We start from the raw sequence: 24,339 nt of genomic DNA, 5'->3' as shown, positions 1-24,339 counted from the left end.
AATACATATGGTGAACTTGTGGCGGAGGCAACACGAAAAGCACCATCTCGGCGTAGCAAAGTGTCCTTTCCGCACAATTTAATAAAATAATCGCTCTACTATCGGTGTTACTGATTTTTGTTCACCGAGAATGTCTCATGTCGCGTTCAATACGTTTCAACCAACCTTATTCCCTGCTGACACTGGCGCCGATTCTGTTTCTTCTGATGTGGAGCAGTGGTGCGGTGATGGTCAAGCTCGGCTTAGAACACGCTTCCGTCTGGAGCTTTCTGATTGCCCGTTCGGCCATTTCTTTCACGCTGACACTGTTATTACTGCGCCTGATGCGCGGCCGCTGGCGACCCAATCTGTCTCACACCACTGGGGCTACCCGGTGGAACCAACTGGGCTCCGGCTTGCTATTGCAGGCCGGCTATCTCAGTGGTTACTTTCTGGCGATCTCAACAGGTCTGTCTCCGGGCATCGTTACCGTCATTTTGGGCTTACAACCACTCCTGACACCACTGCTGACCGGGCAGCGTCAGAGCCGACGCGCAATGCTGTTTCTGCTGTTTGGATTTATGGGTCTGAGTCTTGCGGTGGCAGGGTCGGCGCAACTGGACGCGCTGAACTGGAGCGGGATAGGTCTGGCGGTACTGGCACTGGCGGCGATTACTTTTGGCACCATTTGCCAAGGCCGAATCAAGCTCGACAATCTGGATTCTGTGGTGTGTCAGAACAGTGTGGCACTGGTTATTTTCAGCCTTATCCAACTGACGCAACCCTGGCAGATGCAGTGGAATACGCCGCTTGTTATCTCACTACTGTGGATGAGTGTGGTGGTGTCGACCGGCGCGTTGCTGCTGTTGATGCTGATGCTCAAACATCAGTCCGCCAGTCAGGTCAGCGTGCTGTTCTACTGCATTCCGGTGCTGACGATTCTGTTTGATTACGCGCTATTTGGTACCACGCTCAGCCTGATGTCTTGGGTGGGAGTGCTCACCGTTGCCGCAAGCGTATGGGGTTATCAGAACGACAAAGCCAGACGCGCGTTAATCGCAAACGCAGCGTCTGGCTAAGTGGGAGATAGCACCTCGAGTGAAACGTTACTGGTTGTGAATATCGAGCTTATTCAGCAGCGATGGAAAACCCCAACCATTTTGACCCGGCACCACCGGTTCACCGGTTAAATACTCAAACAATGTTGGTGCCAATGAGCCGTTCGCTTCACTCAGCAGCGGCTTTTTATTGGCTCCCACCGGCGCGCCCCAAAAGCCCAGAAACGCATCTTTTTCCAGATAACTTTCCCCGGCATGACGTCCCGGCACTTTGGTGTTGTAGCCAATACCATCACGCGGGAACAGGTTGACGGTGCCAGCACGGTCCTCTTCGTAGATGGCTGCTAACTGATTGACGGAATCTGGCCGCGCGCTAAAGCGGGTCAAATCTCGCCACTGATTGGCATCACACCAACTTGCGACGTGATCTGCGGTCGCTTTATACAGGCATTTATCCACCAGTTTGGCGTAATGGCTGAGTGCCTGCTCGCTCGGGCGTGGCAGATACGGGTTGAGCACCTGTACATCCAGCAGACGCGCTTTACCATTTACGCCAGCGTAATAGAGCTTGTCGCCCTGCTTGCGGATAATTTCATCCACCCGCTGACCGTCGCGCTCGCCAATCAGACGCACCGCACATTGGTTCAAATTGCAGGCGCTTTCGCGGACCGCCAGATAATCCAGCGTATCGCCAAGACGGGTCACGCTCTCGGCAATCACATCGATGGGTTTCTCGCTCTCTGCGGGTTGCCATTGGGTCAATTCCTGATACACCGGCTGCACTGTCCAGCCTGCTTTGGCGTTAAAGAAATCCAGCATGAAGTTACCGCCCGCGGTCGACGCAACCACCACATCAACCTGATGATAGCCAGGCGGATTGAGCGCGTTGGTCAGCTTCGGACCTTCCCCTTCATCTGAGGAAATTTTCTCCAGATAAATCGTGATTCCGAGTTCTTTCGCCAGCGGGGTGAAGATCTGCTTTTCCGGATTGAGCGCAAAATAGACCGGCGCCAGACCGTGGTCCCCCGCCATCCCCCACAAAGTGCGCTCATACACACCTGCATCCCGATAAGCACTTTCCATCCGCCCTAACCAGTAATCAAGACGGTTAAGCTCGCCCGTTGGCATGATGACTTCATCGCTGAACGGGCCGGTAAAATGCGCGAAATGATCCGGCCACGGGTTGTACACTAGGGTGTAATCCGGCAAGCCGTTGATGTCTTGCTCGGCGTATTCGGCCAGCGCTTGTTGCAACGACCATTTGCGGCTCAGGCGAGTGTAGAAATCCCATTTGGAAATATCCTGATAGTCACTCACCTGCTCAATCAGTGTTGCGCGCACGCCATTCAGCGATTGCTCCACTTTCGCCCGCGATTCAAGGTCGCGCAAGCAGCGTTTCTCACCAAAATCGCGCTGCGCCTCGCCGACACCGAGGTTGATTAAGCCATCGTACGTGACGTGCGCATTCCAGTCGTATTGCGCGTTGCAGTTAAGCGTTTTGAGGTAGTCCAAACGATCAAACATGGTTTTGACATGACGTTCACCGACCAGCTTATCGAGCTGCAATGCATCATTGCCGTAGAAGTAATACGCCCGGTCTTGTTGGCGATCAACAAAGTGGAAATTGGGAATGCCGGTACCGCCATCGCCGGAGACTTTCGCACCCGTTTTGATCAGCGGCAGGTTGCGCACACTGATGGTGGGCGTCGAGGAAATCCCTACCTGAACGATATTGCTGTGCTCACTACGATAAAGGCGCTTAAAGAACGGCAGGTAATAGGGATCGTGATACGGCTGTTCGGCGAGGATTTGCATAAAACGCACCTGCTGCTGATGCTCAGGCTGTTCATGAGTCAACGGCGAACGTACCGACTCCGCATTTACCTGACGGCGGTACACTTCGCCGATAAATGGCTTACTCGGGTCAACCAGCCCCTGCATCAAGCCTTGTTGCAAACCATCGACGGTAATCTGCACCGCAAAACGGCGCTGCTGCTGAGAACGCAGAAAATCCGCGACTTGTGTCGGGTCACTGTCGAGCATATCCACCAGCCAATCCGTCAAGCGTTCAGTACGCTCCTGCTGATACAAAAACTGACGATACCCTTTGAGCACATTGAGGCGCACAAAATCGATCAGGCTGACGGTCACAGCTTCTGCTTTATTGTTGATTTTGCTGGTATTGTCGGGTTTGGCATCTTCCATCACCGCCAGCAGCGCATTTTTCATATCGCCGTCCTGCATGCCGGATGAGGCTTTCTCCAGCAGCCCAACCACTATGGGTTGAATTTTAGCGACCAACGCTTTGTCTTGCGCACTGCCGCTCAGGTATTGATACTGCTGCGGCAACTGAGCCACATTTTGCCACTCGCCCACCTGCACCAACGCATCATACAGCGTCACCAGAGTCGCGATGAAATCCCGGTCAACTTTAATCCCTTCCTGATGTGCCTGATCTTTGCTGCGCATCTGGGTTTCATCCGTCGGCTTATCACCCACATGATACAGACTGTGTTCAAAGCCTTTGAGCGCTTGCTCGTCGTACACGCTGCTAAGATACGCTTTGAACTGATCACCCGGCTCAATCCCGGTGTAACGGTCGTAATACTGATAGAGGAAGTAGCCGAGCGGAATGGCGTACCCCGGATCGGAAATTTGCTTAATGACGCGAGCTTTGACTTTCGCGTCCAGCGGTAAAGTCAGAATGTAGGTATCGAGCGACACTCCCGCGATAGTAAAAATAGTGGCATCACGCGCCACGGTGGTCGAATAGCTGAGCGATGAGACAATCTGATTTTTGAGGATCTCAGCGGAGTTAAACACGCCGCCGATGATGGGCGTGTCCCCCAACGCCGCCTGAGCGGGAGAGGCCAGTAAACAGGCAGACACCGCTGCAATGAGCGGTGTCTGATGAGTCAATTTCAAATAAGACATAGACGGAGATTCCGTAAATCGTTATTGGCTAAGCTGCTCGCGCACCCAATCCAGCACTTCAATCAGCTGGTGATCAGGCATGTTGAGCAACCGGTCACCCACATACCACTCAATGAAGCATTGATTCGGTTGCGGTGCACTCTGCGGGTTGCCTAGCCAGATTTTCTTGTCTGACGCCAGACGGTTACGCAGTACGATCGCATTGTCGACGCTTAGTGGCAGATAGAGGTGCAGCATGTTGGCCTGCGGCTCAATCGGGTTGAGCACAAATTCCGGATATTCAAGCAGGATTTGATAAACCTGTTGCGTGCGCTCGTATAGCGCGGGCATCATCGCAAGGCGCTGTTCAAACTGCATCGCAGCCGAGACCACATAAGGTGTGCGATGATATACGTTGCCGCCCTGACGGCGCATCCACACGGCCGCTTTCTGAATAAAGGCTTTGCTGCCAAGCAACATTGAGCCACCAAGGCCATTCACGCCTTTATACAAAGAGACATACGCGGTGCTAAACCCCTCAGCAATATCACGATAACTCTTCTGATAATACGCGGCCGATTCCCATAAGCGCGCACCGTCCATGTGCAGGTGGATACCCTGCTCTGCGCAGTATGTTTTGACCTCTTCCAGCTGTTGCCAACTTGGCAGCTGACCACCAATCTCACGCATCGGCAGTTCGTACACCGCCGCCGCAATTTCATCCGGCCAGGCTTTAAGATCTTTGACATTCCACGGGCGATGGCGATCGCCGACGGGCAGTACCTGAAAGCGTTGCTGCATCTGATAGCCCTGCGCTTCATGCGCAAAGATGTGACAGGTTTCGTGCATCGCAACCACCGGGCAACGTTTTTCCTGACACACCAACTGCAACGCGGTTGGCTGGGTCATGGTACCCGTGATCACAAACAGCGCGGCCTCAAAGCCCAGTAGCTCAGCGACCTGCTGTTCAAAATTCTGAATGGTTTTTCCTTCTCCGTAAGCATCATGCACAGCATCATGCTCCTGGCACCAGTCTGCCATCTGGCGAAACAGTGTCGCCGGATCCGGTTCATGGTTGCCCGCGATAAAGGTGTGGCATTGTTGGCGAAGATCGGCATCCATACGTTCTCATCCTATTGCATATCGTCCAAGCAGAACGATATCACTCCCGAATGAATTTTCGATACTGATGCACTAAAACTGTGAAACGTAGTGAGGAACGAGCAACCCCAAAGCGTGATTAGCGTCCTTTGGCGGCCCGAATTTGTGTTTTCTGACGGTACATTACCTGATCAGCCTGTTCGAGTAAGGTATCGATACTGACATCCGTCACTCCATCCCCTGCCACGGTGCCGCTGCAAAACGCCAGCTGATAAGGACGACCAGCGGTGTGGTTAAACTGTGCTACGGATTGACGGAAACGTTCGATCGCGTTTTCAGCATCCGCTGGCAGTGTCGCCGACATAAACACCACAAACTCGTCGCCGCCGAGGCGAGCAAGCAGATCCGATTCGCGAAAGCTTTGTTTCATCAACTGTGCAAAATCTTGCAGCGCATCGTCACCGATGGAATGGCCAAGTTTGTCGTTAATCTCTTTGAAACCATTGAGGTCAAAAAACGCCAAACTGTAAGGCATGCTGTTGAAACGGCAGTGCGCTAAGCTCTTTCCTACCAGAGATAAAAAGCCGCGACGATTGGAAATATTAGTGAGCTCATCCATAGAAGCATTGTGCGTTGCCGACAGCTCACGTTCCGCCATTTTGGCCAGATCGAGCAAATCGACAATCTGGTCCTGATCCAGGTTACGCGGCTCGGTATCAATAATGCACAACGTGCCGAGCTTGGTACCATCCTGGAACACCAGTGGCACACCCGCATAGAAGCGAATGTGAGGTTTATCGGTCACCAGCGGGTTGTCGGCAAAGCGTTCGTCCACTTCAGCGTCATTGATGATAAACGGTTCATCGCCCAAAATTGCATGCCCGCAGAAAGAAACATCCCGCGGCGTCTCTTTCACATCCAGACCAAAACTGGACTTGAACCACTGGCGTTTCTCATCCACCAGAGTCACCAGGGCAATCGGCACATCAAACAGGCGTCTTGCCAGGCGAGTAACACGATCAAAACGCTCTTCCGGTGCGGTATCTAGAATGCCGAGTTTGTGCAGGTTGGCAATACGTTGTTGTTCGTCGAGAGGTTTGGCTGGTATTTGCATGGCGACTCGCCGTTTACACTGTTAACATAGTTCTACAATAGTTGAGTTGCGAAATCAGGTAAACCTTTGTCTCGTAGAACATTGGCGTTGATTTCGACATTTTCAACCGCATATTACCTGACATAACTGCTCGTTCAAATTCAAAAAAACATAGGTTCTTATGCAAAACCGCCAAACAATTACTCCCCCCTCGCTGTCACGTCAGCTGTTTCAGATGACCTGGCCGATGCTCTTTGGCGTGCTGTCGCTGATGAGCTTCCAACTGGTCGACAGTGCTTTTATCGGCCAACTCGGCGTTCTGCCACTGGCGGCGCAGGGGTTCACCTTGCCGATTCAGATGATCATCATCGGCATTCAGGTTGGTCTTGGCATCGCGACCACCGCCGTGATTTCACGCGCGCTGGGGGCAGGTCAGGATAAATACGCCAAGCAGCTGGGCGGTTTAGTCGTGGCGATGGGCAGCATTGGCGTCGCCGTATTCGGCGTAGCGCTGTACTTGTTACGTCACCCGATTTTGTCGCTGTTAAGCGCGCCGGAAAGTGTGTTTACCATCATTGATAGTTACTGGATTTGGTGGGTCATCAGTGCGTGGACGGGCGCGGTGCTCTATTTCCTCTACAGTCTTTGCCGCGCCAATGGCAACACCATGCTGCCAGGGACCATGATGATGATCACCAGCGTACTGAACCTGATTCTGGATCCGCTGTTCATCTTCACTTTTGATCTCGGCATCAATGGCGCCGCGATTGCGACCATTCTTGCTTTTGGTATCGGTATTGTGATCGTGGCACCGCGGGTATCGGCCAAACATTGGATGCTGTTTGACTGGAGCGATCTGAATATTGCCCAGAGTGTGCGCTCCATTGGTCACATTATGGGACCGGCAATGCTGAGCCAACTGCTGCCGCCTCTTTCCTCAATGCTGGCCACCAAATTACTGGCAGGCTTCGGCACAGCGGCTGTTGCGGCCTGGGCATTGGGCTCACGCTTTGAATTTTTTGCCATTGTGTCGGTGTTGGCACTGACCATGTCGATGCCGCCAATGGTGGGCCGTCTGCTCGGTTCAAGCAATATGGCTGACATTCGAAAACTGGTGACTATAGCGATTCGTTTTATTCTGGTATTCCAGCTACTGATCGCCTTGCTGACATTGGTACTGGCAACGCCTCTTGCCAGTCTGATGACCAGTGAACAGAGCGTGGAATCGATCCTCAACTGGCACCTGACGGTGGTACCGCTCAGCCTTGGGCCATTGGGCATCTGTATGCTGATGGTATCGGTGTCTAACGCGCTGGGTAAATCCTACGTCGCGCTGACCATTTCTGCACTTCGCCTGTTTGCTTTCTTCCTGCCCTGCTTGTGGCTGGGCGCGCAGATTGGCGATTTGAAAGGGCTATTTATCGGGGCGTTCATCGGCAATATTCTGGCGGGTGCGACCGCCTGGAGCATCTATCAGCGAGCATTGCATCGCATCGAAATGAATGTCCGTCAGGCTTAATACGAAAACAAAAAAGGCGCTCATCTGAGCGCCTTTTTTAATCATTGAGTGTTAGCGATTGCGACGCGCTTCCACTGCGGCAGCCAGTTGGCGCAGCACAGTTTCTGTGTCGTCCCAGCCAATACACGCATCGGTAATAGACTGACCGTACGTTGGCGCTTTGCCTTCAACCAAATCCTGGCGACCTTCGACCAGATGCGATTCAATCATGACGCCGAAAATCGCGTGTTCGCCACCTGCGATCTGCGCCGCAACATCTTCTGCCACCACCATCTGGCGTTGGTACTGTTTCGAGCTATTCGCATGGCTGAAGTCGATCATCACTTTCTGTGACAGACCAGACGCTTCCAGTTTCTGTTTGATTTCACCCACATGTTCTGCACTGTAGTTCGGCTCTTTACCGCCGCGCAGAATGATGTGGCAATCCGGGTTACCTGCGGTTTCCACAATCGCAGAATGACCGTATTTAGTCACTGACAGGAAATGGTGCGAAGCGCTGGCTGAACTGATCGCATCGGCTGCGATCTTGATGTTGCCATCAGTACCGTTTTTAAAACCAACCGGACAAGAAAGACCCGATGCCAGTTCACGGTGAACCTGAGATTCTGTGGTACGCGCTCCAATAGCGCCCCAGCTGATCAAGTCAGCAATGTACTGCGGAGTGATCATATCAAGGAATTCGCTTGCCGTTGGCATGCCCATATCGGTCAAATCCAGCAGCAGTTTACGGCCGATACGCACGCCGTCGTTGATTTCGTAAGTGTCGTTCAGGTACGGGTCGTTGATCAAACCTTTCCAACCCACCGTGGTACGTGGTTTTTCAAAGTAAACTCGCATCACGACTTCGAGCTGTCCGCTCAGTTCATCACGCAGCACTTTCAGGCGTTTGCCGTACTCGATAGCCGCTTCAGTATCGTGGATTGAACATGGACCAATCACCACCAACAGGCGATCGTCTTTGTCTTGCAGAATGTTGTGAATAGCTTCGCGGGCTTGAAATGTCGTTGAAGAAGCGACTTCAGTCGCTGGAAACTTCTCCAGTACAGCAACTGGGGGTAACAACTCTTTAATTCGTTTAATATTTACATCATCAGTTTGGTACATCGCTTACTTCTTCCTATTACTTGTCGCTGCTGGCTATTCGAACGGAAATAGCCTCTCCCAAAGCAGCGTCATTTGCTCTTCCCGTAACTTATCCACTTCAAGCACCAAGCGCAACCATTATTTTTTACCAAAAGCAATATGTGTAAATTATTTACACTTAAAATGATGTGTAATTATTTTTTTACACCGTAATGACTGAGAAAGAACTGGGCACTCTGCTGCGCCAGTTTGCTACGTTCTTCCTGTGATAACGACGGTTTCAAACCGAGGATTTGTGGCCAGAAACAGCTGCCCTTGATCAGGCTATGCAACTGGATATTAGCCAAATCGATATCCTCAATATTCAGTTGCTTATTATCCACCTGATGCTTGAGCCAACGGGCGAGTTGAGTCTCTTTCATCGCCATCTGTTCGGAATGCTGTGTCAATTCTTCTGGACGATACAGATAGTGCCCCAGCACGACTCTCGCCAAGTCGAGATATTCACCGGATGCCAGAATATCAATTTCACTCAGCAGCAGCTGTTCTAACTGCTCATGCAACGGCAAAGAGGCCAATTTGTCTGAATCCATTAGGTTCGCTGTCGCTTGCCACAGATCCGCCAGCAGGGTCATGACCAACATCTCTTTAGAAGCGAAGTGGTTGTAGACCGTGCGCTTGGAGACCTGTGCCATCGCGGCAATCTTATCCATGCTGGTGTTTTGCGCGCCAAACTCGCGAAAAGCCGCCATCGCCGCCGATAGTATGGCTTCGCGCTTCAATTCACTGCGGGTCTTTTTCATTTTTCTTGCCTTGGTCGAATGTTCATTTTTGGTCAATATTACACTAAGCAGTTTACTTTTCACCACTCAATATGTAAACTACACCGACTAGTTTACTTTAAAACTTATAAGAAACGTCACAAACACTTCATGTTGATCGCTAAAGATACACCCAAGCGTTTGTGCCACAGCACAACACAGGAGGAAGATATGAATATCGAAACAACCTGCTCAACGGCGACTGAACTTCCGATGCGCGACGGCAAATTTGCCAACAGCGAGGTCGTGACCAAAACCACGATGCGCGACTTCCTGACCATTTCCTGGGCTTACCTAACCGCTGATCGCGAGGAAGCTGAGCCAAAAAAGCCGATACCTGTTCAGTCGATCACTACTGAGCAGCTCAACGATGAAAGCGAAGACGTTGTCTATCGTCTTGGCCATTCCACTGTACTGATGAAACTTGACGGACAATGGATCCTCACCGATCCGGTCTTCAGCGACCGCGCATCACCCGTACAATGGATGGGGCCGAAACGCTTTCACGACACACCGATTTCTCTCTCAGAACTGCCTTTTATTGATGTGGTGTTGATCAGCCATGATCACTATGACCATCTCGACAAAGCAGCGGTAAAGCTACTGGCCGATAAAGTCGGACGCTTTCTGGTGCCACTTGAAGTGGGCAAGCTGATGGTGAAATGGGGACTGCCGCAAGAAAAAATCAGCGAGTTTGGCTGGTGGCAGAGTGCAACCGTTGGCGAGACAGAGTTTATCTTCACGCCGACGCAGCATTTCTCCGGACGTGGCCTGAATGATCGCAATACGACCTTGTGGGGAAGTTGGGTGATCCGAGGTCAGGATAAATCGATCTTTTTCAGCGGTGATTCCGGTTACTTTGGCGGCTTTAAACAAATTGGCGATCGTTTTGGACCATTTGATCTGACTTTGGTTGAAACTGGCGCCTACAGTGCGCTCTGGTCTGAAGTCCACATGTTTCCTCGTGAAAGCCTGCAAGCGCATTTGGATCTGAAAGGCAAAGTGATGCTGCCGATTCACAACAGTACGTTTGATTTGTCGCTGCACCGTTGGTACGAGCCACTGGAGCAGGTCACTAAACTGGCGCGAGCACTGAATGTAACCGTCACCGCTCCGATGATTGGTGAACGTATGGCCATCGCCGAGCCAGCACCGTTGGAAAAATGGTGGCTGAGCACCGTCAACGAGAGCGAACCAACGGCCGCAACCGAGCCATGTTTGAATACGTCTAACTAACTCTCATCGCTGGCGCCTCAGAGGTAATGATCCAGTAGCAACGCGATAAATAGCATCATCAGATGATAAATGGAATACTTGAAAGTATTCATCGCCGAGCTGTTGTCCGGATCGTACTTCAGCGCCCACGCAGAGTAGATAAACCCGGCGCTGAGCACACTCGAAGCCGCGAAATAAATCACGCCACTCATTCCCACCAGCACTGGCAACAAACACACCAACGCCAGCAAAAAGGTATACAGCAGAATCGAAGTTTTGGTGTATTCCACCCCATGCGTCACGGGCAGCATCGGAATGTCCGCTTTGGCATAATCGTCTCTGCGATGAATCGCGAGTGCCCAAAAATGCGGCGGCGTCCAGATAAAGATGATCATCACCAGCAGCCACGCGTTGGCGTGCAACTCGCCCGTCACAGATGTCCAACCAAGCAGCGGCGGCATCGCGCCAGCCAAGCCAGCAATCACAATATTCTGCGGTGTCGCGCGTTTGAGATAAAGCGTGTAGACCACAGCGTAGCCAAGCAGGCTGGCAAAGGTCAGCCAAGCAGTTAATCCGTTGACTCCCCAATACAAAATGGCAAAGCCGCACGCGCCTAAACTCAAGGCAAACAACATCACGCGGCTGGCCTGAATCTCGCCTGAAGGCAGCGGCCGCTTGTAGGTGCGAGCCATCATCGCATCAATGCGTCGGTCAATCAGATGATTAAATGCCGCCGCTGACCCGGCCATCAAACCGATACCTGACAACCCCAAGACTGCCGCTTTGAGTGGCATCAACCCCGGCTGCGCGAGGCACATTCCAACCAATGCAGTCAGCAACATCAGAGCGACCACTTTCGGTTTGGTCAGCGTGAGATAAATGTGCCAGCGACTGGAAGCTGATGCGGTATGGACCGCCGCGATAGATTTACTCATGAGACACACTCCTTGTTTGACTGACGGCGAGCGTCTGCGGCCAAAGCAGATAATTGCATTTGAGTACCGATATCAACAGCAACGCGGCGCCGAGGTTGTGCAACACCGCAATCGTCAGCGGCAGGCTCAGCAGTACATTGCCCATGCCAAGCAGTACCTGCACCGACAGAGCGCCGAGCACCATCTTGGCGGGTCGGAGATAGCCGAGCGCCCGTAACCTCAAGGCCAGTAATCCCAGCACGGCAATCGTCAGCATGGCGCCAAAGCGATGTGCGACATGGATAGTGAGTCTGGGTCCGTAATCGAGCACGCCAAATTCATAGCTATCGTGGCCATAATGAACTGGCGTAAAAGCAGTGCGAAAATCAAGATACTGACTCCAATTGCCTTCACACACTGGCAGGCTGCTGCACATCAGCGCCGCATAGTTAGATGACGTCCAGCCGCCGAGCATGATCTGGATAACCACAACCCCGAGTGACAGCATAGCGAGCAGGCGCAGGCTGATCGGTGCTAAGGCGTGGGAAGCCGGCGTTGATACGACCGCCTTCAGGCGCCAATACAGCAGCCACAAACAGCTCAGCAGGCTGAACCCGCCAATGAGATGCCCCATCACCACCAGCGGCAAGAGTTTGAGTGTCACCGTCCACATGCCCAGCAGCGCCTGAAACACCACGATGGCTGCAATCATCAGCGGCAGCGTCATCGGAATGGGCCGATAGCGCAAACACAAATAGGTGATGCTGAACACCACCAACCCGAGTGTGCCGGCGAAATAACGATGAATCATTTCCGGCCAGGCTTTGTGTGGCTCAACATCAAGATGAGGATAGAGAAACTCGGCTTTTTGCAGCGCGCTGGGCGAAAGCGGCACAGTGTAATGGCCGTAACAACCGGGCCAATCCGGACATCCCAGCCCCGCATCAGATAACCGGGTATACGCGCCGAGCGCGATGACCGCGAGCGTAAGTACGAGACTCAAGCGAACCAGATTCAGCCAACTGACGCTTGGGGTAGAGATTGCGAGACTGTGCGTTTTATTCGACATACCACCCTCCCTGATGTGTTCAGCCGACGCGCGATAACTTGAGCAGCTTACGCAAATCCGCCAACACGTTGCGGCTCTGCGCGATTTGTTGTGACGCTTCCGGCTCGGCAAAACGCATCACCAACTGACCGAGCGGGTCGACGATCACAACATCTCCGGCTTCGACGTGCTGCATAAACTGCGTGTTCACCGGAATCTGTTTGAGCACACTGCCACCAAGCGCCGTCATGTCACTTTGATCGCTCACCAGCAGTACTGGCGTGACTCGGCCTTGTTCTTTGCCAAGCGCCGTATGGCTTTGGGCCAGCAAGTAAATCTGCTGCTGACATTCCGCGGCACAATGCGCGGGCACCACATACCCCATTTGCCAACTCACCTGTTCAAGCGGGTTAAATACTCCGAGCGAAGACATAGTGACCCGCGGTTCAATCAGTTGACCTTTGTTGGTTGCACCGGACTGATACCAGTGATTGGAGAGTACTGCCTGAGCGACCAGCGCGGGTAGCGCAAAGAACAGTGCGATACCGATCAGAATCAAGCGGCCTTTATTTTTTGATGTCATTGATGCCTCCTTGCTCGCCAAACTCTTAAGCCAATGACCAGCGCGATCACGGCCAGAACTGCTGCCATGGTGAACCACTGCAAGGCATAGCCGAAATGCTTCTGCGCGCTCATCGCCAGTGGCTGCCAAGGTTGCGGATAGGGCCAGTTCGTCTGCTGTGGCTGAAATGCCAACGGCAGAATCGGCGTACCAAGCCACTGCGACAACTCGTCCATGTTGAGGTTCTGAATCCGGTGCGGATTGCCCGCTTCCAGACCCAATGAGGAACTCAGTGGATTAAGAGAACGGGCATACAAACGCCCGGTCAGCGTCTGCGGTTCAGAGAGCCAGTCCACTTTCGGTAGCACGCGTCGGTCGTTCCCCGCTGGCACAAAACCGCGTTCAATCAACATCCAGTGTCCATCCTGTTGTTTCGCCAGTTGATAGGCGAGATAGCCCACTTTGCCGTCGAACGTTTGGTTATCGAGCAGGAATGTCGCGTCGGTATGCGGGTCAAACGTCACCGTAACCCGTAACCCGGTGAGATCGGTCATGGGGTAACGTTCGAGCGCCACCGCCAAACTCAGCGGAGCCATCTGCGCTCGCGCGGCCAGGCTGGCTTCTAAACGCTGCTTTTCTTCACCACGCCCCAACTGCCAAAAGCCCAATTTGACCAGCAGCGCAAACACGACCACAGTTAATACAGCACCCACCCAGATTTTGCCCGACCACACACGCCTTGAAGGAGCCGCCATGCTGCCACTGGTTGTAAAAATTGCTTTGGTTTTGCTTTTACTGTTCATCATATTCAATCTGGCCCGCGCACTGATTCGAATGGTGAGTGAACCCAAAGAGGGTGAAGAAGAACGCCCGATGAGCTACTATCTCGGTCGCCGTTTGATGTTCTCGGCATTGGTGGTGATTCTGCTCATTTTCGCTCTCCTGAGTGGCTGGCTACATCCGAATGCCACGCCTTACTAATCTTAAAAATCGTTATAAAACATAAACAAAGACGAACAGACACAGCCAAACCACATCGACAAAATGCCAGTACCAACTGCCGGCCTGAAACGCAAAATGGTCTTTAGGCGTGAAGTGATCTTTGGCGATGCGCGCCAGCAGCACCGTCAGGAATAGGGTGCCGAGACAAACGTGCAACCCGTGAAAACCCGTCAGCATAAAGAAGGTGTTGCCGTACACGCCCGACTGCAGCGTCAGTCCCATCTCGTGATAAGCATGCAGGTATTCGGTAGCCTGAAAATAGAGGAAAAACGCCGCCAGTATGATGGTGATTTCCAGCCACACCACCAGTGCCATCCGTCGGTTGCGCTCTAAACTCAGGTGCGCCATGTGCAGCGTGATGGACGATGTCAGCAGAATAATGGTGTTTTTGAGCGGAATGCCTTCCCATGGCATAGCCTCGGTCGTAGTGCCGCCCGGCGTAGTCAGTAGTGGCCACACGGCCTCAAACCCCGGCCACAGCACTTCGTGCGTCATCGCATTGTTGCTGGCCCCGCCCAGCCAGGGCACCGCGACCATACGCGCATAAAACAGCGCGCCGAAAAATGCGCCGAAAAACATCACTTCAGAGAAAATAAACCAGCTCATGCCTTGACGGAACGAACGGGCGATTTGCGCCGAATAAAGCCCGGCAAGCGACTCGCCGATCACATTGCTGAACCAGCCGGAAAGCATGTACAGCAGCACAAAAAATCCGGCAAACAGGATGACTTTGCCAATCACCCCACCAGCGCCATCTGTGCCCACGTGTTGCACGGTGATGCCCGCGCCGACCGCCACCATAAACAGCGCCAGCGCGCCGACGATCGGCCAGCGGCTCTGAGCCGGAACATAGTACGCATTCGGTTTGTCACTCATTGGGTTGCTCCTTGCGAAACAGAGACTCCCGCGTTGGCCAATGCAGGTTGCGGTTCCGCTTTATCCGTAATGTTGTACAGCGTGTATGAGAGTGTGAGAGTGTGGATGGTGTCCGGAATGTCCGGCTCAATATAGAAAATCAACGGCATTTCAGCGTGAGCTTTGGCCATCAGCGGCTGCTGACTGAAACAGAAACACTCTATTTTGTTGAAGTAAGTCGCGCCTTGCCCCGGAGAGACAGACGGCACCGCCTGCCCCACCAAGTCCGAACCCGACAGATTGTCGGCCAGATACGCGGTCTGAATCACCTGCCCGGGATGAACGTCGATGTGTGTCACCTTCGGGGCAAACGTCCACGGCATGTTGTGGCTGATGTGCGCCATAAATTCGACCCGTATGGTGCGCGATTCGTCGATCTGCATGCCTTTGGGCTGAATGGCGGCTACCTCATTAGTTTTGCCATTGATGCCCAGCTGTTTGCACATCACGTCATAAAGCGGCACCAGCGCGAAACCAAAGCCGAACATCAGCACCACCGCCAGCAGCAGCTTAAAGGTCAGTTTACGGTTGGCTTGGCCGGAAGTTGGCTGCGTCATCGCTCACCTCCTACTCTTCCACTTTTGGCGGAGTTGAGAAGGTGTGATGCGGCGCGGGACTGGGCACGGTCCATTCCAAGCCTTCAGCACGTTCCCATGGTTTTGCGGCAGCTGGCTCACCGCCGCGCACACACTTAATCACCAACCACAAGAAAATCAGTTGAGACAAACCAAACGCAAACCCGCCGATGGACACTATCTGGTTCACATCCGCAAACTGAATCGCATAATCCGGAATTCGGCGCGGCATCCCCGCCAAACCAAGGAAATGCATCGGAAAGAACAACACATTGACCGAAATGACCGAACACCAGAAATGCCAACGACTGAGTCGTTCGTCATACATGTGTCCGGTCCATTTCGGCAGCCAGTAATACGCCGCGGCCATAATCGAGAACACCGCGCCGGAAACCAGTACATAGTGGAAATGCGCCACCACAAAATAGGTGTCGTGATACTGGAAATCCGCCGGCACAATCGCCAGCATCAGGCCGGAAAAACCGCCGATGGTGAACAGCACAATGAAGGCGATCGCAAACAGCATCGGCGTTTCAAAGGTTAACGAGCCTCGCCACATGGTCGCGACCCAGTTAAACACTTTCACCCCGGTTGGCACCGCAATCAGCATGGTGCAATACATAAAGAAGATTTCGGCAAACACCGGCATCCCGGTCGTGAACATATGGTGTGCCCACACCAGAAACGACAGAATCGCGATACTGCTGGTCGCGTAGACCATCGAGTGATAACCAAAAAGCTTCTTGCCGCTAAATGCGGGAACGATCGCCGAAATGATACCGAATGACGGCAAAATCATGATGTACACTTCCGGGTGACCAAAGAACCAGAAAATGTGCTGGAACATCACCGGATCGCCGCCCCCCGCCGCGTCGAAAAAGCTGGTGCCGAAGTACTTATCGGTCAGCACCATGGTGACCGCGCCGGCCAACACCGGCATCACCGCGATCAGCAGAAAAGCGGTGATCAGCCACGTCCAGACAAACATCGGCAGCTTAAACCAGGTCATGCCTGGCGCGCGCATATTGACGATCGTCACGATGACGTTGATCGCCCCCATGATGGAACTGATCCCCATAATATGAACAGAGAACACAAACAGTGCAGTGCTATCCGGGCCATAAGTGGTGGAGAGCGGCGCGTAGAAGGTCCAGCCGAAATTGGGCCCGCCCCCTTCGGTAAACAGCGATGACAACAGAATCAAAAAGGCAAACGGCAAAATCCAGAAACTGAGGTTGTTCATGCGCGGCAACGCCATGTCCGGCGCGCCAATCATCAGCGGAATCATCCAGTTCGCCAAGCCGGTAAAGGCTGGCATCACCGCACCAAAGACCATGATCAATCCGTGCACCGTCGTCATCTGGTTAAAGAACTCCGGTTTCACCAGTTGCAGACCGGGCTGGAACAGTTCGGCACGAATGACCATCGCCATCGCGCCGCCAATCAAAAACATGGTGAAACTGAACCACAGATAAAGGGTACCGATGTCTTTGTGATTGGTGGAATAGAGCCAGCGGGTCAGCCCTTTCGGCGGACCGTGATGTTCGTGTTCATCCAGCGCCAGCGTGCTGTTTGCACGGCTGAGATCCGCATCCGTTACCGGAGCCGATTTGGATTGTTCGGTGGACGGTTTCATTGCCCCTCCTTGCCACTGGCTTGTCCCTGAGTTTTAAACGCATTGATGTCTGACGCTTGCACCGCATCGCCAGTATTGTTGCCCCACGCATTGCGTTCGTAAGTAATGACCGCCGCCAGCTCTTTCTCACTCAGCTGGTTACCAAATGCCTGCATGGCCGTGCCCGAACGGCCATCGACCACTGTTGCGATATGCTGATGCACATCGCCGGTAGTGACCGGGCTGCCTTTCATCGCCGGGAACGCACCCGGAATTCCGAGCCCCGTTGGCTGGTGACACACGGCGCAGCGGTCGAGATACACTTTCTCGCCCAGCGTCATCAGCTCATCCAGCGACATCGAACTTTGCAATGCTTTTTCGGCTTCCTGTTTGGCCAGCGCAACTTCCGCTTTCTTATCGTTCAGCCATTGGTCGTAATCGTCTTCGGCCATCGCCTGTACCACAATCGGCATAAAGCCATGCGCCCGGCCACACAGTTCAGCACACTGGCCGCGGTAGACGCCCGGCTCTTCAATCCGGGTCCATGCTTCATTGATAAAGCCGGGAATGCTGTCTTTTTTGACGGCAAAGGCAGGCACCCACCAAGAGTGAATCACATCATCAGAAGTGAGCAGAAAGCGGATTTTACGGTGCACCGGCACCACCAGCGGTTGATCCACTTCCAACAGGTAGTGCGCGCCTTTAGCTTCAATCCCGTCAATTTGCTTTTGAGACGTGGCTAGCAGGCTGTAGAACTCCACGCCCTCATCGAAATAGCTGTAGTGCCATTTCCACTGTGAGCCGGTGATTTTGATGGTTAAGTCCGATTGAGACGTGTCTTCCATCGCCACCAGTGTTTTGGTGGCCGGAATGGCCATCGCGACCAGAATGACGATCGGAATGATGGTCCAGATTATTTCAACTTTGGTGCTTTCATGAAAATGTGCCGCCACCGCACCTTTGGATTTACGATGCTTGAAAATGGCGTAGAACATGGCACCAAACACCACCAGCGCAATCGCGACACAGATGTAGAAAATCAGCATGTGCAGGTGATACACCTTGCCACTGATTTCGGTGACACCGGGTGTCATGTTCAGTGATCGTTCAGCAGAAATCGCTGGGGCCGCAAAGCCGATCAGGATCAGATCAGTCCACAGCCACAGATTGGTCACAAATCTTCTCAAGAGAGATCTCCTCTGCTCAGCCGCACGGCATGTGCGTTTCTGGATGGGCTCCGTGTGAACAGCGAATTCGACACAATTTGTTATATTTATGTTAACTAAAGGCTAGTTAGTGTTTTGCGTTTGTTCAAGAAACGAACAATAAAGTCTTGAGGGAGATAAGTGACTGAAAATTTGTCCTAAGATTGGAGTAGGCGAAGACTTGGGCAACCATGCTGCGAAAGCATCAGGCCATAAAAGTTTAGCGATTGCGCCCTCATAATCGAGAATAAATATCACTTACACTAACAACTCAATGAACAAAATAAGGTGACAACCATGATGCAACAAGTCACGCAATGGTTAGCGAAAGATCCCGATCCAAGAACCCGCGAGGAGCTTCAGGCGCTGATTGATGCGCAGAATCTTGACGAGCTGCAGGAGCGATTCAAATCCCGACTGGAATTCGGTACCGCTGGCCTGCGTGGAAAAGTCGGCTGTGGCCCGAATCGAATGAACCGCTTGGTGATTCAGGAAACCGCAGCCGGACTCGGAGAATACCTCATCAAACAAGTCGACAATGCCAAAATGCGTGGTGTGGTGATTGGCTATGATGGTCGCCCGGATTCACAACAATTTGCCCACGACACAGCAGCCGTGCTGGCATCACTTGGCATTAAAGTTTATCTGACCTACAAAGTCGCCCCGACCCCAGTCGTGGCATTTGGCGTAAAACACTTCAATGCGGCCGCCGCCGTGGTAGTGACTGCCAGTCACAACCCACCGGAATATAACGGCTTTAAAGTCTACTGGGAAAACGGCGCGCAAATCATTCCACCGCACGATTCCGGTATCGCTGGCGAAATCGATCTGGCCGCTCAGCGCGCGGTGCCGTTGATGTCTTTGGATGACGCCCATCAGGTCGGTCTGCTGGAATGGCTGGACGACGCCTACTACCAGACTTACCGCAAAACCATTGACAGCAGCCCACTGCTGAACAATCACACCAACCCACAAGCCGTTACCATCGCTTACACCGCAATGCATGGCGTCGGTGCTGAAATGGCCGAGACGCTGCTACACGATGCAGGCTTTAAAAATCTGCTGAGCGTGAAAGAACAACGCGAGCCGGATGGCACCTTTCCGACCGTGAACTTCCCCAACCCGGAAGAAGCCGGCGCGATGGACATGGTGATTGCGCTTGCCGACTCTATCGACGCTGAACTGGCGTGCGCCAACGACCCGGATGCCGACCGCTTTGCCGTGGCCGTACGCAAACCTGATGGCCGCTATCAGATGCTGACCGGCGATCAGGTCGGAACGCTGTTTGGTCATTACTTGCTGAGCAAAACCAACGCCAGCAAACAATTGGTGGGCAACACCATCGTGTCATCGAGCCTGCTGGGCAAAATCGCAGCGGCACATGGGGCGAAATATTATCAGACTCTCACGGGCTTTAAGTGGCTGACCAACATCGCCATGCAACAGCAAAGCGAGCAACATCAATTCCTGTTCGCCTACGAAGAAGCGCTGGGTTACACCGTAGGTAATGCGGTGTGGGATAAAGACGGCCTGTCGGCGATGGTGGCGTTTGCTCAGCTTGCGGCCGAGTTGTACGATCAAGGCAAAACCCTCTGGGATCAGCTGGAAGCCATCTACCGTCAACACGGTTTGTACGTCACGGCGCAGCGCAGCATCGCACTCGATCCTGCGGCACCACCTGTCGGTGATCGCCTGCGCAATGAACCGCCGCACGAAATTGCCGGCAAAGCCATCATCAGCACCGATGATCTGAAGCATTCCGTACGCCGCTTTAAAGACGGCACGACAGAAAGCATCGACTTACCAAGCAGTGACGTGCTGATTTATCACCTTGATGGCGGCGCACGTGTGATTGTTCGCCCATCCGGTACGGAGCCAAAACTGAAGTGTTACTACGAGGTGGTGGGCAGCTTTGCTCACAACGAAAGCTTCGAAAGTGCCCAGGAGCGTGCCGATGAACAGATGGCGCTGCTGATCAGCGAGCACCAGACCAGCCTGCAAGGTCATTAATCATGCGAAAAGCCCCGCCGAAGCGGGGCTTTTTATTGCCATGAATTCGCGCTTAACCAGTGAACTTACACCAGTTCAGCCAGCATGCTTTCATCGTATGCTTTGACTGCCTGACCATCACGCACCAGCGACACGTAATCCGGGTTGGCAATGAACGCACGACCGATCGCCAGCAGTTCAAACAGACCTTGTTCAATTGCCTGAGCGCCAGTTTGTGCAGTGAAACCACCCACCGCCATCAGCGTTTTCGAGTAATGCTGACGCATGTATTCCGACACTTTACCGCCGAGATAATCAAACTCCATGCTGTCGTCAAACATACCTTCGTGCAGGTAAGCCAATTCGCGTTGTTCCAGCTCGGCCAGCAGATAGTCAAATACCGCGCGGTCACGTGGATCCGGACTGATGTGCGCATACGCACCCGGTGACAAACGTAAACCGGTGCGGTAACCGCCGATGCGTTCAATGATGGCATCAATCACCGCCAGCGGGAAACGCGCCATATTTTCCGGCGTTTGACCAAATTCATCATCACGCAGGTTGGTGTCGTAGTGCAGGAACTGATCCAGCAGGTAACCGTTCGCGCCGTGGATTTCGACGCCGTCAAACCCGGCCACAATCGCGTTTTCAGCCGCGACTGCGTAGTCTTCAATCAGTTGGTCAATCTCTTCTTTCGTTGCCGCTTTTGGCACGGTGTAAGTCAGATCGCGACGACGCGGCACCGTTCCTTCAAACGCGACCGCTGAAGGTGCCAATACGTATTCACCATCAAAAAATGCCGGATGCGCAACACGGCCAGTGTGCCACAGCTGAGCGAAAATCTTACCGCCACGTTCGTGCACTGCCGCAGTCACTTTCTTCCAGCCTTCCACTTGTTCAGCAGAAAACAGACCTGGTGTGCTTGGGTAACCCTGACCGTCCGGGCGAATAATCGTCGCCTCAGAGATAATCAGGCCAGCATCGGCACGGCGCGCATAGTACGCCGCCATTTCATCAGTCGGAACCAGACCTTCGCCCGCCATACAACGGGTCAGAGGTGCCATCACAATACGGTTATCCAGAGTGATCTGGTCATTCAGTCGGTAAGGTTGAAACAGTAAATCGGTCATCGCAATGTCCTTGCTTTTAGTCAATGCGCTTATGCTAGATCAAACTTGAACGATCATTCAAGATATATTTTGAATGATCGTTCAAGAATTTTTGTCAGCGCAGAGAAATCGGAGTAGAATCGCACCAACATAATTGAGTTAGAGAAGCGATGTGCGCGTAGCCGAATTTGACAGAGAGCAGGTATTGCGCTCTGCGATGTACGAATTTATGTCGAAGGGATTCAACAAAACCAGCATGCAGGACCTGAAAAAAGCCACCGGTCTGCACCCTGGTTCGATTTACTGTGCCTTTGAGAATAAACGCGGCTTACTGCTGGCAGCGCTGGAACATTACGCCTGCGAGCGCACCGAGGAATTCAACGCCATCTTTGCCGCACAACCGACCGTGATGGAAGGGTTGAAAAGCTACTTTTGCATGGTGGTGGACGAGTGTGCACGCGAAGAGATCAAGGATTGTTTGCTGCAAAAGGCCCTGAGTGAGTTGTCCCAGCAGGATGACGAAGTAGAGCAAGTGATTCGCGACACACTGAATATCTGGAAGCTTGGTTTGCTGGCGCAGCTCAATCAGGCGCAGCAGCGCGGCGAAATCGCCCCGGATGCGGATTGTGATTTTCTGGCCGAGTATCTGGTGATGGGTATTTACGGCCTGCGCTCATTTGCCCACACCAAGCCGAAGAAAGAGCTGCTGTGCAAAATGTCCGATCAGTTGCTCTCGACCATTCAGGCCTAACCCCAGACACGAAAAAGGCACCCTTCGGTGCCTTTTTGTTTTTGATTTCGATGGTGTGAAATTAGTGCAGCAAGTCGCTCAGCATCCACAACGCCAGCACGAAGAAAATCAGCCCCATCAGCTTGTGCTGATAAGTACGAAACTTCTCATTGTCGAGCAGAGACTGACCAAATACTCCCACCGCCCCAACCAGCAGCAGGTTAAACAGCAAGCCACACACATTGAGCAGCAGTCCCAGTGCCAGCATTTGCTCTCCCGACGTCGCGGCAATATTGCCTGAAACAAACTGCGGCAAAAACATCACAAAGAACACCAGAGCTTTCGGATTGAGCAGATTGCTCACCAGCGCACGCTGATAAAAGGTGCTCGCCATCGTCTGGCTGCCCTCGAGTTCCGGTGCCTGCGCCGCATTGGCACGCATGCAATCAAAACCCATTTTGAGCAGGTAAGCTCCGCCGAGCAGATGCAGGATCTGCAGCGCCACCGGGCTCATGGCAATCAATGCCGATACGCCCAGCGCGGCCAACATGGTGAGGATAATACCGGAGGTCGCATTGCCCAGGCTGGCAAACACCCCTACTTTTCGTCCGTAGCTGAGACTCGAACTGGCGATCAGCAACATATCCGGCCCCGGCAGCAACAACAACGCCACCACCGCAGTGAGATAGACCGGCAAAACAGCAAAGTCGATCATAGTAAATATTTTATAGGAATCAGGAAGCGGCGGATTTTATATCAACAACATCGATCAATCCAATACCATCATCCAACTAATTAAAGATAATTGGTTAATGATTTTATATTCAATCATATGAGCAATTTTGTACAAAAAACGCGATACGGTTTGAAGTAGACTGAACAGCCGTCGTGCAAAGAGTGGATTATGGATAAACAACGCGCCTCAAAATCAAAGGAAAGTGCCAAGTTTCAGGTGGCCGACGAACTCGGCGGCATTGAGCTGCTTGATGCCCAATACGAAACACAGAACTTTTCTCGTCACAGCCACGAAGGGTATACCGTGGGTGTGATTGAGCGCGGCGCACAACGTTTCTACCGCACAGGCGGCAACCATGTTGCCCCGCAAGACAGCATCATTCTGGTCAACGCCGACGAAGTGCACACCGGCCATTCAGCGGTCGAAGGCGGCTGGGCTTACAAAGCGATGTACCCGTTACCCGAGCAGTTTCAGGCTATCTCGCGCGAGCTGGGTAATGGTGGTTACGGCACTCCCTACTTTCCCGAAGCCGTGGTTTACGATCCGGAACTCGCCAATCAATTTCGCTTGGTGTTTGATACGCTTGAGAAATCCGACAATCGCCTGTTGCGTGAAACGCTGGTGTACGCCAGCCTGGTCAAGCTGATGGCGCGTCACGGCAAAACGCCGCCGAAGCCGGTCGAGATGTCTAAAGCGCAGCAGCAACTGACTCTGGTTAAAGAGTTTCTGGATGATTTTCCGCAGGCGGATGTCTCGTTAGAGGAACTGGCAAAACTGGCGGGGATCAGCCCGTTTCATCTGGTGCGGGCGTTTCAAAAACAGTTTGGCTTTCCACCACACGCTTACCAGATTCAGGCTCGCCTGCGTTACGCACGCAAGCTGCTTAAAGCAGGCCACTCGATTTCCGATACCGCGCAGGAATGCGGCTTTCACGATCAAAGCCATCTGCACCGTCACTTCAAAAAGGCAATGGGCATTACCCCTAAACAATACGTTCAGCATTGAACCGCCTGCTCGGTTGAAGTGAGCAACTTTGTACAAGTAATTGCCCCGCGGCTGTGATGTGATGAATCTTGCCCGCTCGCATCCCAGTAGCGGCGACGCACTGTATCTTTACGCCAGTTGCGTATAAAGTCAGCATTCACTATCAGGACGAT

22 protein-coding genes are annotated in these 24,339 nt (G+C 52.9%); 7 read left to right on the top strand and 15 right to left on the bottom strand.

Features of this window, described 5'->3' with window-relative positions:
• The first annotated feature begins 137 nt into the window (after positions 1-137).
• A complete protein-coding gene (locus LGV68_RS07880) occupies positions 138-1,058 on the top strand; it encodes a DMT family transporter (RefSeq protein ID WP_252536472.1) in 921 nt (306 codons plus the stop codon).
• Positions 1,059-1,085: 27 nt separating this feature from the next.
• Here LGV68_RS07880 and LGV68_RS07875 read toward each other — a convergent pair whose 3' ends face one another.
• From LGV68_RS07875 to LGV68_RS07865, 3 genes are all read right to left on the bottom strand, one after another.
• Positions 1,086-3,971 (bottom strand): alkaline phosphatase family protein, encoded by a 2,886-nt coding sequence (locus LGV68_RS07875; RefSeq protein ID WP_252536470.1) that lies wholly within the window; start codon positions 3,969-3,971, stop codon positions 1,086-1,088.
• Between the two features lie 21 nt (positions 3,972-3,992).
• On the bottom strand, positions 3,993-5,072 hold the full coding sequence (locus tag LGV68_RS07870; RefSeq protein ID WP_252536468.1) for a beta-eliminating lyase-related protein: 1,080 nt from the start codon (positions 5,070-5,072) through the stop codon (positions 3,993-3,995).
• Positions 5,073-5,190: 118 nt separating this feature from the next.
• Positions 5,191-6,165 carry a sensor domain-containing diguanylate cyclase gene (locus LGV68_RS07865; RefSeq protein WP_222750332.1) on the bottom strand — a complete coding sequence of 325 codons (975 nt, stop codon included), beginning with the start codon at positions 6,163-6,165 and terminating at the stop codon, positions 5,191-5,193.
• Positions 6,166-6,325: 160 nt separating this feature from the next.
• Between LGV68_RS07865 and LGV68_RS07860 the strand changes: the two genes are divergently transcribed.
• On the top strand, positions 6,326-7,663 hold the full coding sequence (locus LGV68_RS07860) for an MATE family efflux transporter (RefSeq protein WP_154183038.1): 1,338 nt from the start codon (positions 6,326-6,328) through the stop codon (positions 7,661-7,663).
• A gap of 51 nt (positions 7,664-7,714) precedes the next feature.
• Here LGV68_RS07860 and aroG read toward each other — a convergent pair whose 3' ends face one another.
• Together aroG and LGV68_RS07850 are read right to left on the bottom strand one after the other, a co-directional pair.
• Entirely contained in the window at positions 7,715-8,767 is a 1,053-nt protein-coding gene (gene aroG / locus LGV68_RS07855; RefSeq protein WP_020328841.1) for a 3-deoxy-7-phosphoheptulonate synthase AroG, read from the bottom strand.
• 173 nt (positions 8,768-8,940) lie between these two features.
• Positions 8,941-9,549: a TetR/AcrR family transcriptional regulator gene (locus LGV68_RS07850; protein ID WP_038127576.1), complete on the bottom strand. Its 609-nt coding sequence runs from the start codon at positions 9,547-9,549 to the stop codon at positions 8,941-8,943.
• 189 nt (positions 9,550-9,738) lie between these two features.
• Here LGV68_RS07850 and LGV68_RS07845 point away from each other — a divergent pair, with 189 nt between their 5' ends.
• Entirely contained in the window at positions 9,739-10,803 is a 1,065-nt protein-coding gene (locus tag LGV68_RS07845) for an MBL fold metallo-hydrolase (protein WP_252536463.1), read from the top strand.
• 17 nt (positions 10,804-10,820) lie between these two features.
• On the opposite strand, the gene cyoE is transcribed toward LGV68_RS07845, so the two are convergent.
• The 4 genes from cyoE to LGV68_RS07825 are packed head-to-tail and all read right to left on the bottom strand — an operon-like array spanning position 10,821 to position 14,061.
• Positions 10,821-11,717 (bottom strand): heme o synthase, encoded by an 897-nt coding sequence (gene cyoE, locus LGV68_RS07840; RefSeq protein ID WP_202644289.1) that lies wholly within the window; start codon positions 11,715-11,717, stop codon positions 10,821-10,823.
• On the bottom strand, positions 11,710-12,765 hold the full coding sequence (locus LGV68_RS07835; RefSeq protein ID WP_202644288.1) for a COX15/CtaA family protein: 1,056 nt from the start codon (positions 12,763-12,765) through the stop codon (positions 11,710-11,712). Before LGV68_RS07835 ends, cyoE begins: the two co-directional genes overlap by 8 nt.
• A 19-nt stretch (positions 12,766-12,784) precedes the next feature.
• The gene (locus LGV68_RS07830) at positions 12,785-13,327 is read right to left on the bottom strand and encodes a hypothetical protein (protein WP_032080884.1); all 543 of its coding nucleotides are present in this window, start codon (positions 13,325-13,327) and stop codon (positions 12,785-12,787) included.
• A complete protein-coding gene (locus LGV68_RS07825) occupies positions 13,324-14,061 on the bottom strand; it encodes an SURF1 family protein (protein ID WP_252536461.1) in 738 nt (245 codons plus the stop codon). The genes LGV68_RS07830 and LGV68_RS07825 overlap by 4 nt, the downstream gene beginning before the upstream one ends.
• On the opposite strand from LGV68_RS07825, the gene LGV68_RS07820 reads away from it, so the two are divergent.
• Complete coding sequence (locus LGV68_RS07820; RefSeq protein WP_020328834.1) at positions 14,060-14,287, top strand: DUF2909 family protein; 228 nt, start codon at positions 14,060-14,062, stop codon at positions 14,285-14,287. The genes LGV68_RS07825 and LGV68_RS07820 overlap by 2 nt on opposite strands.
• Positions 14,288-14,299: 12 nt before the next feature.
• Here LGV68_RS07820 and LGV68_RS07815 read toward each other — a convergent pair whose 3' ends face one another.
• Genes LGV68_RS07815 through coxB form a run of 4 tightly spaced genes read right to left on the bottom strand, consistent with a single transcriptional unit; the run spans position 14,300 to position 18,600 of the window.
• Positions 14,300-15,184, bottom strand: a complete 885-nt coding sequence (locus LGV68_RS07815) for a cytochrome c oxidase subunit 3 (protein ID WP_047459547.1) — start codon at positions 15,182-15,184, stop codon at positions 14,300-14,302.
• Positions 15,181-15,780, bottom strand: coding sequence for a cytochrome c oxidase assembly protein (locus LGV68_RS07810; protein ID WP_020328832.1), 600 nt, complete (start codon positions 15,778-15,780; stop codon positions 15,181-15,183). The genes LGV68_RS07815 and LGV68_RS07810 overlap by 4 nt, the downstream gene beginning before the upstream one ends.
• 10 nt (positions 15,781-15,790) lie before the next feature.
• Positions 15,791-17,434, bottom strand: coding sequence for a cytochrome c oxidase subunit I (gene ctaD / locus LGV68_RS07805; protein WP_024374876.1), 1,644 nt, complete (start codon positions 17,432-17,434; stop codon positions 15,791-15,793).
• Complete coding sequence (gene coxB, locus LGV68_RS07800; RefSeq protein ID WP_020328830.1) at positions 17,431-18,600, bottom strand: cytochrome c oxidase subunit II; 1,170 nt, start codon at positions 18,598-18,600, stop codon at positions 17,431-17,433. Before coxB ends, ctaD begins: the two co-directional genes overlap by 4 nt.
• A gap of 315 nt (positions 18,601-18,915) precedes the next feature.
• On the opposite strand from coxB, the gene LGV68_RS07795 reads away from it, so the two are divergent.
• Positions 18,916-20,628, top strand: coding sequence for a phospho-sugar mutase (locus LGV68_RS07795; RefSeq protein WP_252536455.1), 1,713 nt, complete (start codon positions 18,916-18,918; stop codon positions 20,626-20,628).
• Between the two features lie 65 nt (positions 20,629-20,693).
• On the opposite strand, the gene LGV68_RS07790 is transcribed toward LGV68_RS07795, so the two are convergent.
• Entirely contained in the window at positions 20,694-21,737 is a 1,044-nt protein-coding gene (locus LGV68_RS07790) for an alkene reductase (RefSeq protein WP_024374878.1), read from the bottom strand.
• A gap of 151 nt (positions 21,738-21,888) precedes the next feature.
• Here LGV68_RS07790 and LGV68_RS07785 point away from each other — a divergent pair, with 151 nt between their 5' ends.
• A complete protein-coding gene (locus tag LGV68_RS07785; protein ID WP_020429517.1) occupies positions 21,889-22,467 on the top strand; it encodes a TetR/AcrR family transcriptional regulator in 579 nt (192 codons plus the stop codon).
• Between the two features lie 61 nt (positions 22,468-22,528).
• On the opposite strand, the gene LGV68_RS07780 is transcribed toward LGV68_RS07785, so the two are convergent.
• Positions 22,529-23,161, bottom strand: a complete 633-nt coding sequence (locus LGV68_RS07780) for a LysE family translocator (protein ID WP_024374880.1) — start codon at positions 23,159-23,161, stop codon at positions 22,529-22,531.
• Between the two features lie 189 nt (positions 23,162-23,350).
• Between LGV68_RS07780 and LGV68_RS07775 the strand changes: the two genes are divergently transcribed.
• Positions 23,351-24,187, top strand: coding sequence for an AraC family transcriptional regulator (locus LGV68_RS07775; protein ID WP_252536453.1), 837 nt, complete (start codon positions 23,351-23,353; stop codon positions 24,185-24,187).
• Positions 24,188-24,339: the final 152 nt, after the last annotated feature.

It is taken from the genome of Vibrio sp. LQ2 (assembly GCF_023920125.1).
GTDB lineage: Bacteria > Pseudomonadota > Gammaproteobacteria > Enterobacterales > Vibrionaceae > Vibrio > Vibrio fluvialis.
Note: the sequence above shows the minus strand (reverse complement) of the source record. Positions and strands in the feature narration are given on the sequence as shown.

Excerpts from the sequence above, each read along its gene's own strand:
- LGV68_RS07780 (WP_024374880.1), bottom strand. The coding sequence starts at position 23,161 with ATGATCGACTTTGCTGTTTTGCCGGTCTATCTCACTGCGGTGGTGGCG.
- aroG (WP_020328841.1), bottom strand. The coding sequence starts at position 8,767 with ATGTACCAAACTGATGATGTAAATATTAAACGAATTAAAGAGTTGTTA.
- LGV68_RS07880 (WP_252536472.1), top strand. The coding sequence starts at position 138 with ATGTCGCGTTCAATACGTTTCAACCAACCTTATTCCCTGCTGACACTG.
- LGV68_RS07835 (WP_202644288.1), bottom strand. The coding sequence starts at position 12,765 with ATGTCGAATAAAACGCACAGTCTCGCAATCTCTACCCCAAGCGTCAGT.
- LGV68_RS07775 (WP_252536453.1), top strand. The coding sequence starts at position 23,351 with ATGGATAAACAACGCGCCTCAAAATCAAAGGAAAGTGCCAAGTTTCAG.
- LGV68_RS07870 (WP_252536468.1), bottom strand. The coding sequence starts at position 5,072 with ATGGATGCCGATCTTCGCCAACAATGCCACACCTTTATCGCGGGCAAC.
- LGV68_RS07820 (WP_020328834.1), top strand. The coding sequence starts at position 14,060 with ATGCTGCCACTGGTTGTAAAAATTGCTTTGGTTTTGCTTTTACTGTTC.
- LGV68_RS07845 (WP_252536463.1), top strand. The coding sequence starts at position 9,739 with ATGAATATCGAAACAACCTGCTCAACGGCGACTGAACTTCCGATGCGC.
- LGV68_RS07830 (WP_032080884.1), bottom strand. The coding sequence starts at position 13,327 with ATGACATCAAAAAATAAAGGCCGCTTGATTCTGATCGGTATCGCACTG.
- LGV68_RS07795 (WP_252536455.1), top strand. The coding sequence starts at position 18,916 with ATGATGCAACAAGTCACGCAATGGTTAGCGAAAGATCCCGATCCAAGA.
- LGV68_RS07790 (WP_024374878.1), bottom strand. The coding sequence starts at position 21,737 with ATGACCGATTTACTGTTTCAACCTTACCGACTGAATGACCAGATCACT.
- LGV68_RS07865 (WP_222750332.1), bottom strand. The coding sequence starts at position 6,165 with ATGCAAATACCAGCCAAACCTCTCGACGAACAACAACGTATTGCCAAC.
- LGV68_RS07875 (WP_252536470.1), bottom strand. The coding sequence starts at position 3,971 with ATGTCTTATTTGAAATTGACTCATCAGACACCGCTCATTGCAGCGGTG.
- LGV68_RS07860 (WP_154183038.1), top strand. The coding sequence starts at position 6,326 with ATGCAAAACCGCCAAACAATTACTCCCCCCTCGCTGTCACGTCAGCTG.
- ctaD (WP_024374876.1), bottom strand. The coding sequence starts at position 17,434 with ATGAAACCGTCCACCGAACAATCCAAATCGGCTCCGGTAACGGATGCG.
- LGV68_RS07810 (WP_020328832.1), bottom strand. The coding sequence starts at position 15,780 with ATGACGCAGCCAACTTCCGGCCAAGCCAACCGTAAACTGACCTTTAAG.
- LGV68_RS07850 (WP_038127576.1), bottom strand. The coding sequence starts at position 9,549 with ATGAAAAAGACCCGCAGTGAATTGAAGCGCGAAGCCATACTATCGGCG.
- LGV68_RS07815 (WP_047459547.1), bottom strand. The coding sequence starts at position 15,184 with ATGAGTGACAAACCGAATGCGTACTATGTTCCGGCTCAGAGCCGCTGG.
- cyoE (WP_202644289.1), bottom strand. The coding sequence starts at position 11,717 with ATGAGTAAATCTATCGCGGCGGTCCATACCGCATCAGCTTCCAGTCGC.
- LGV68_RS07825 (WP_252536461.1), bottom strand. The coding sequence starts at position 14,061 with ATGGCGGCTCCTTCAAGGCGTGTGTGGTCGGGCAAAATCTGGGTGGGT.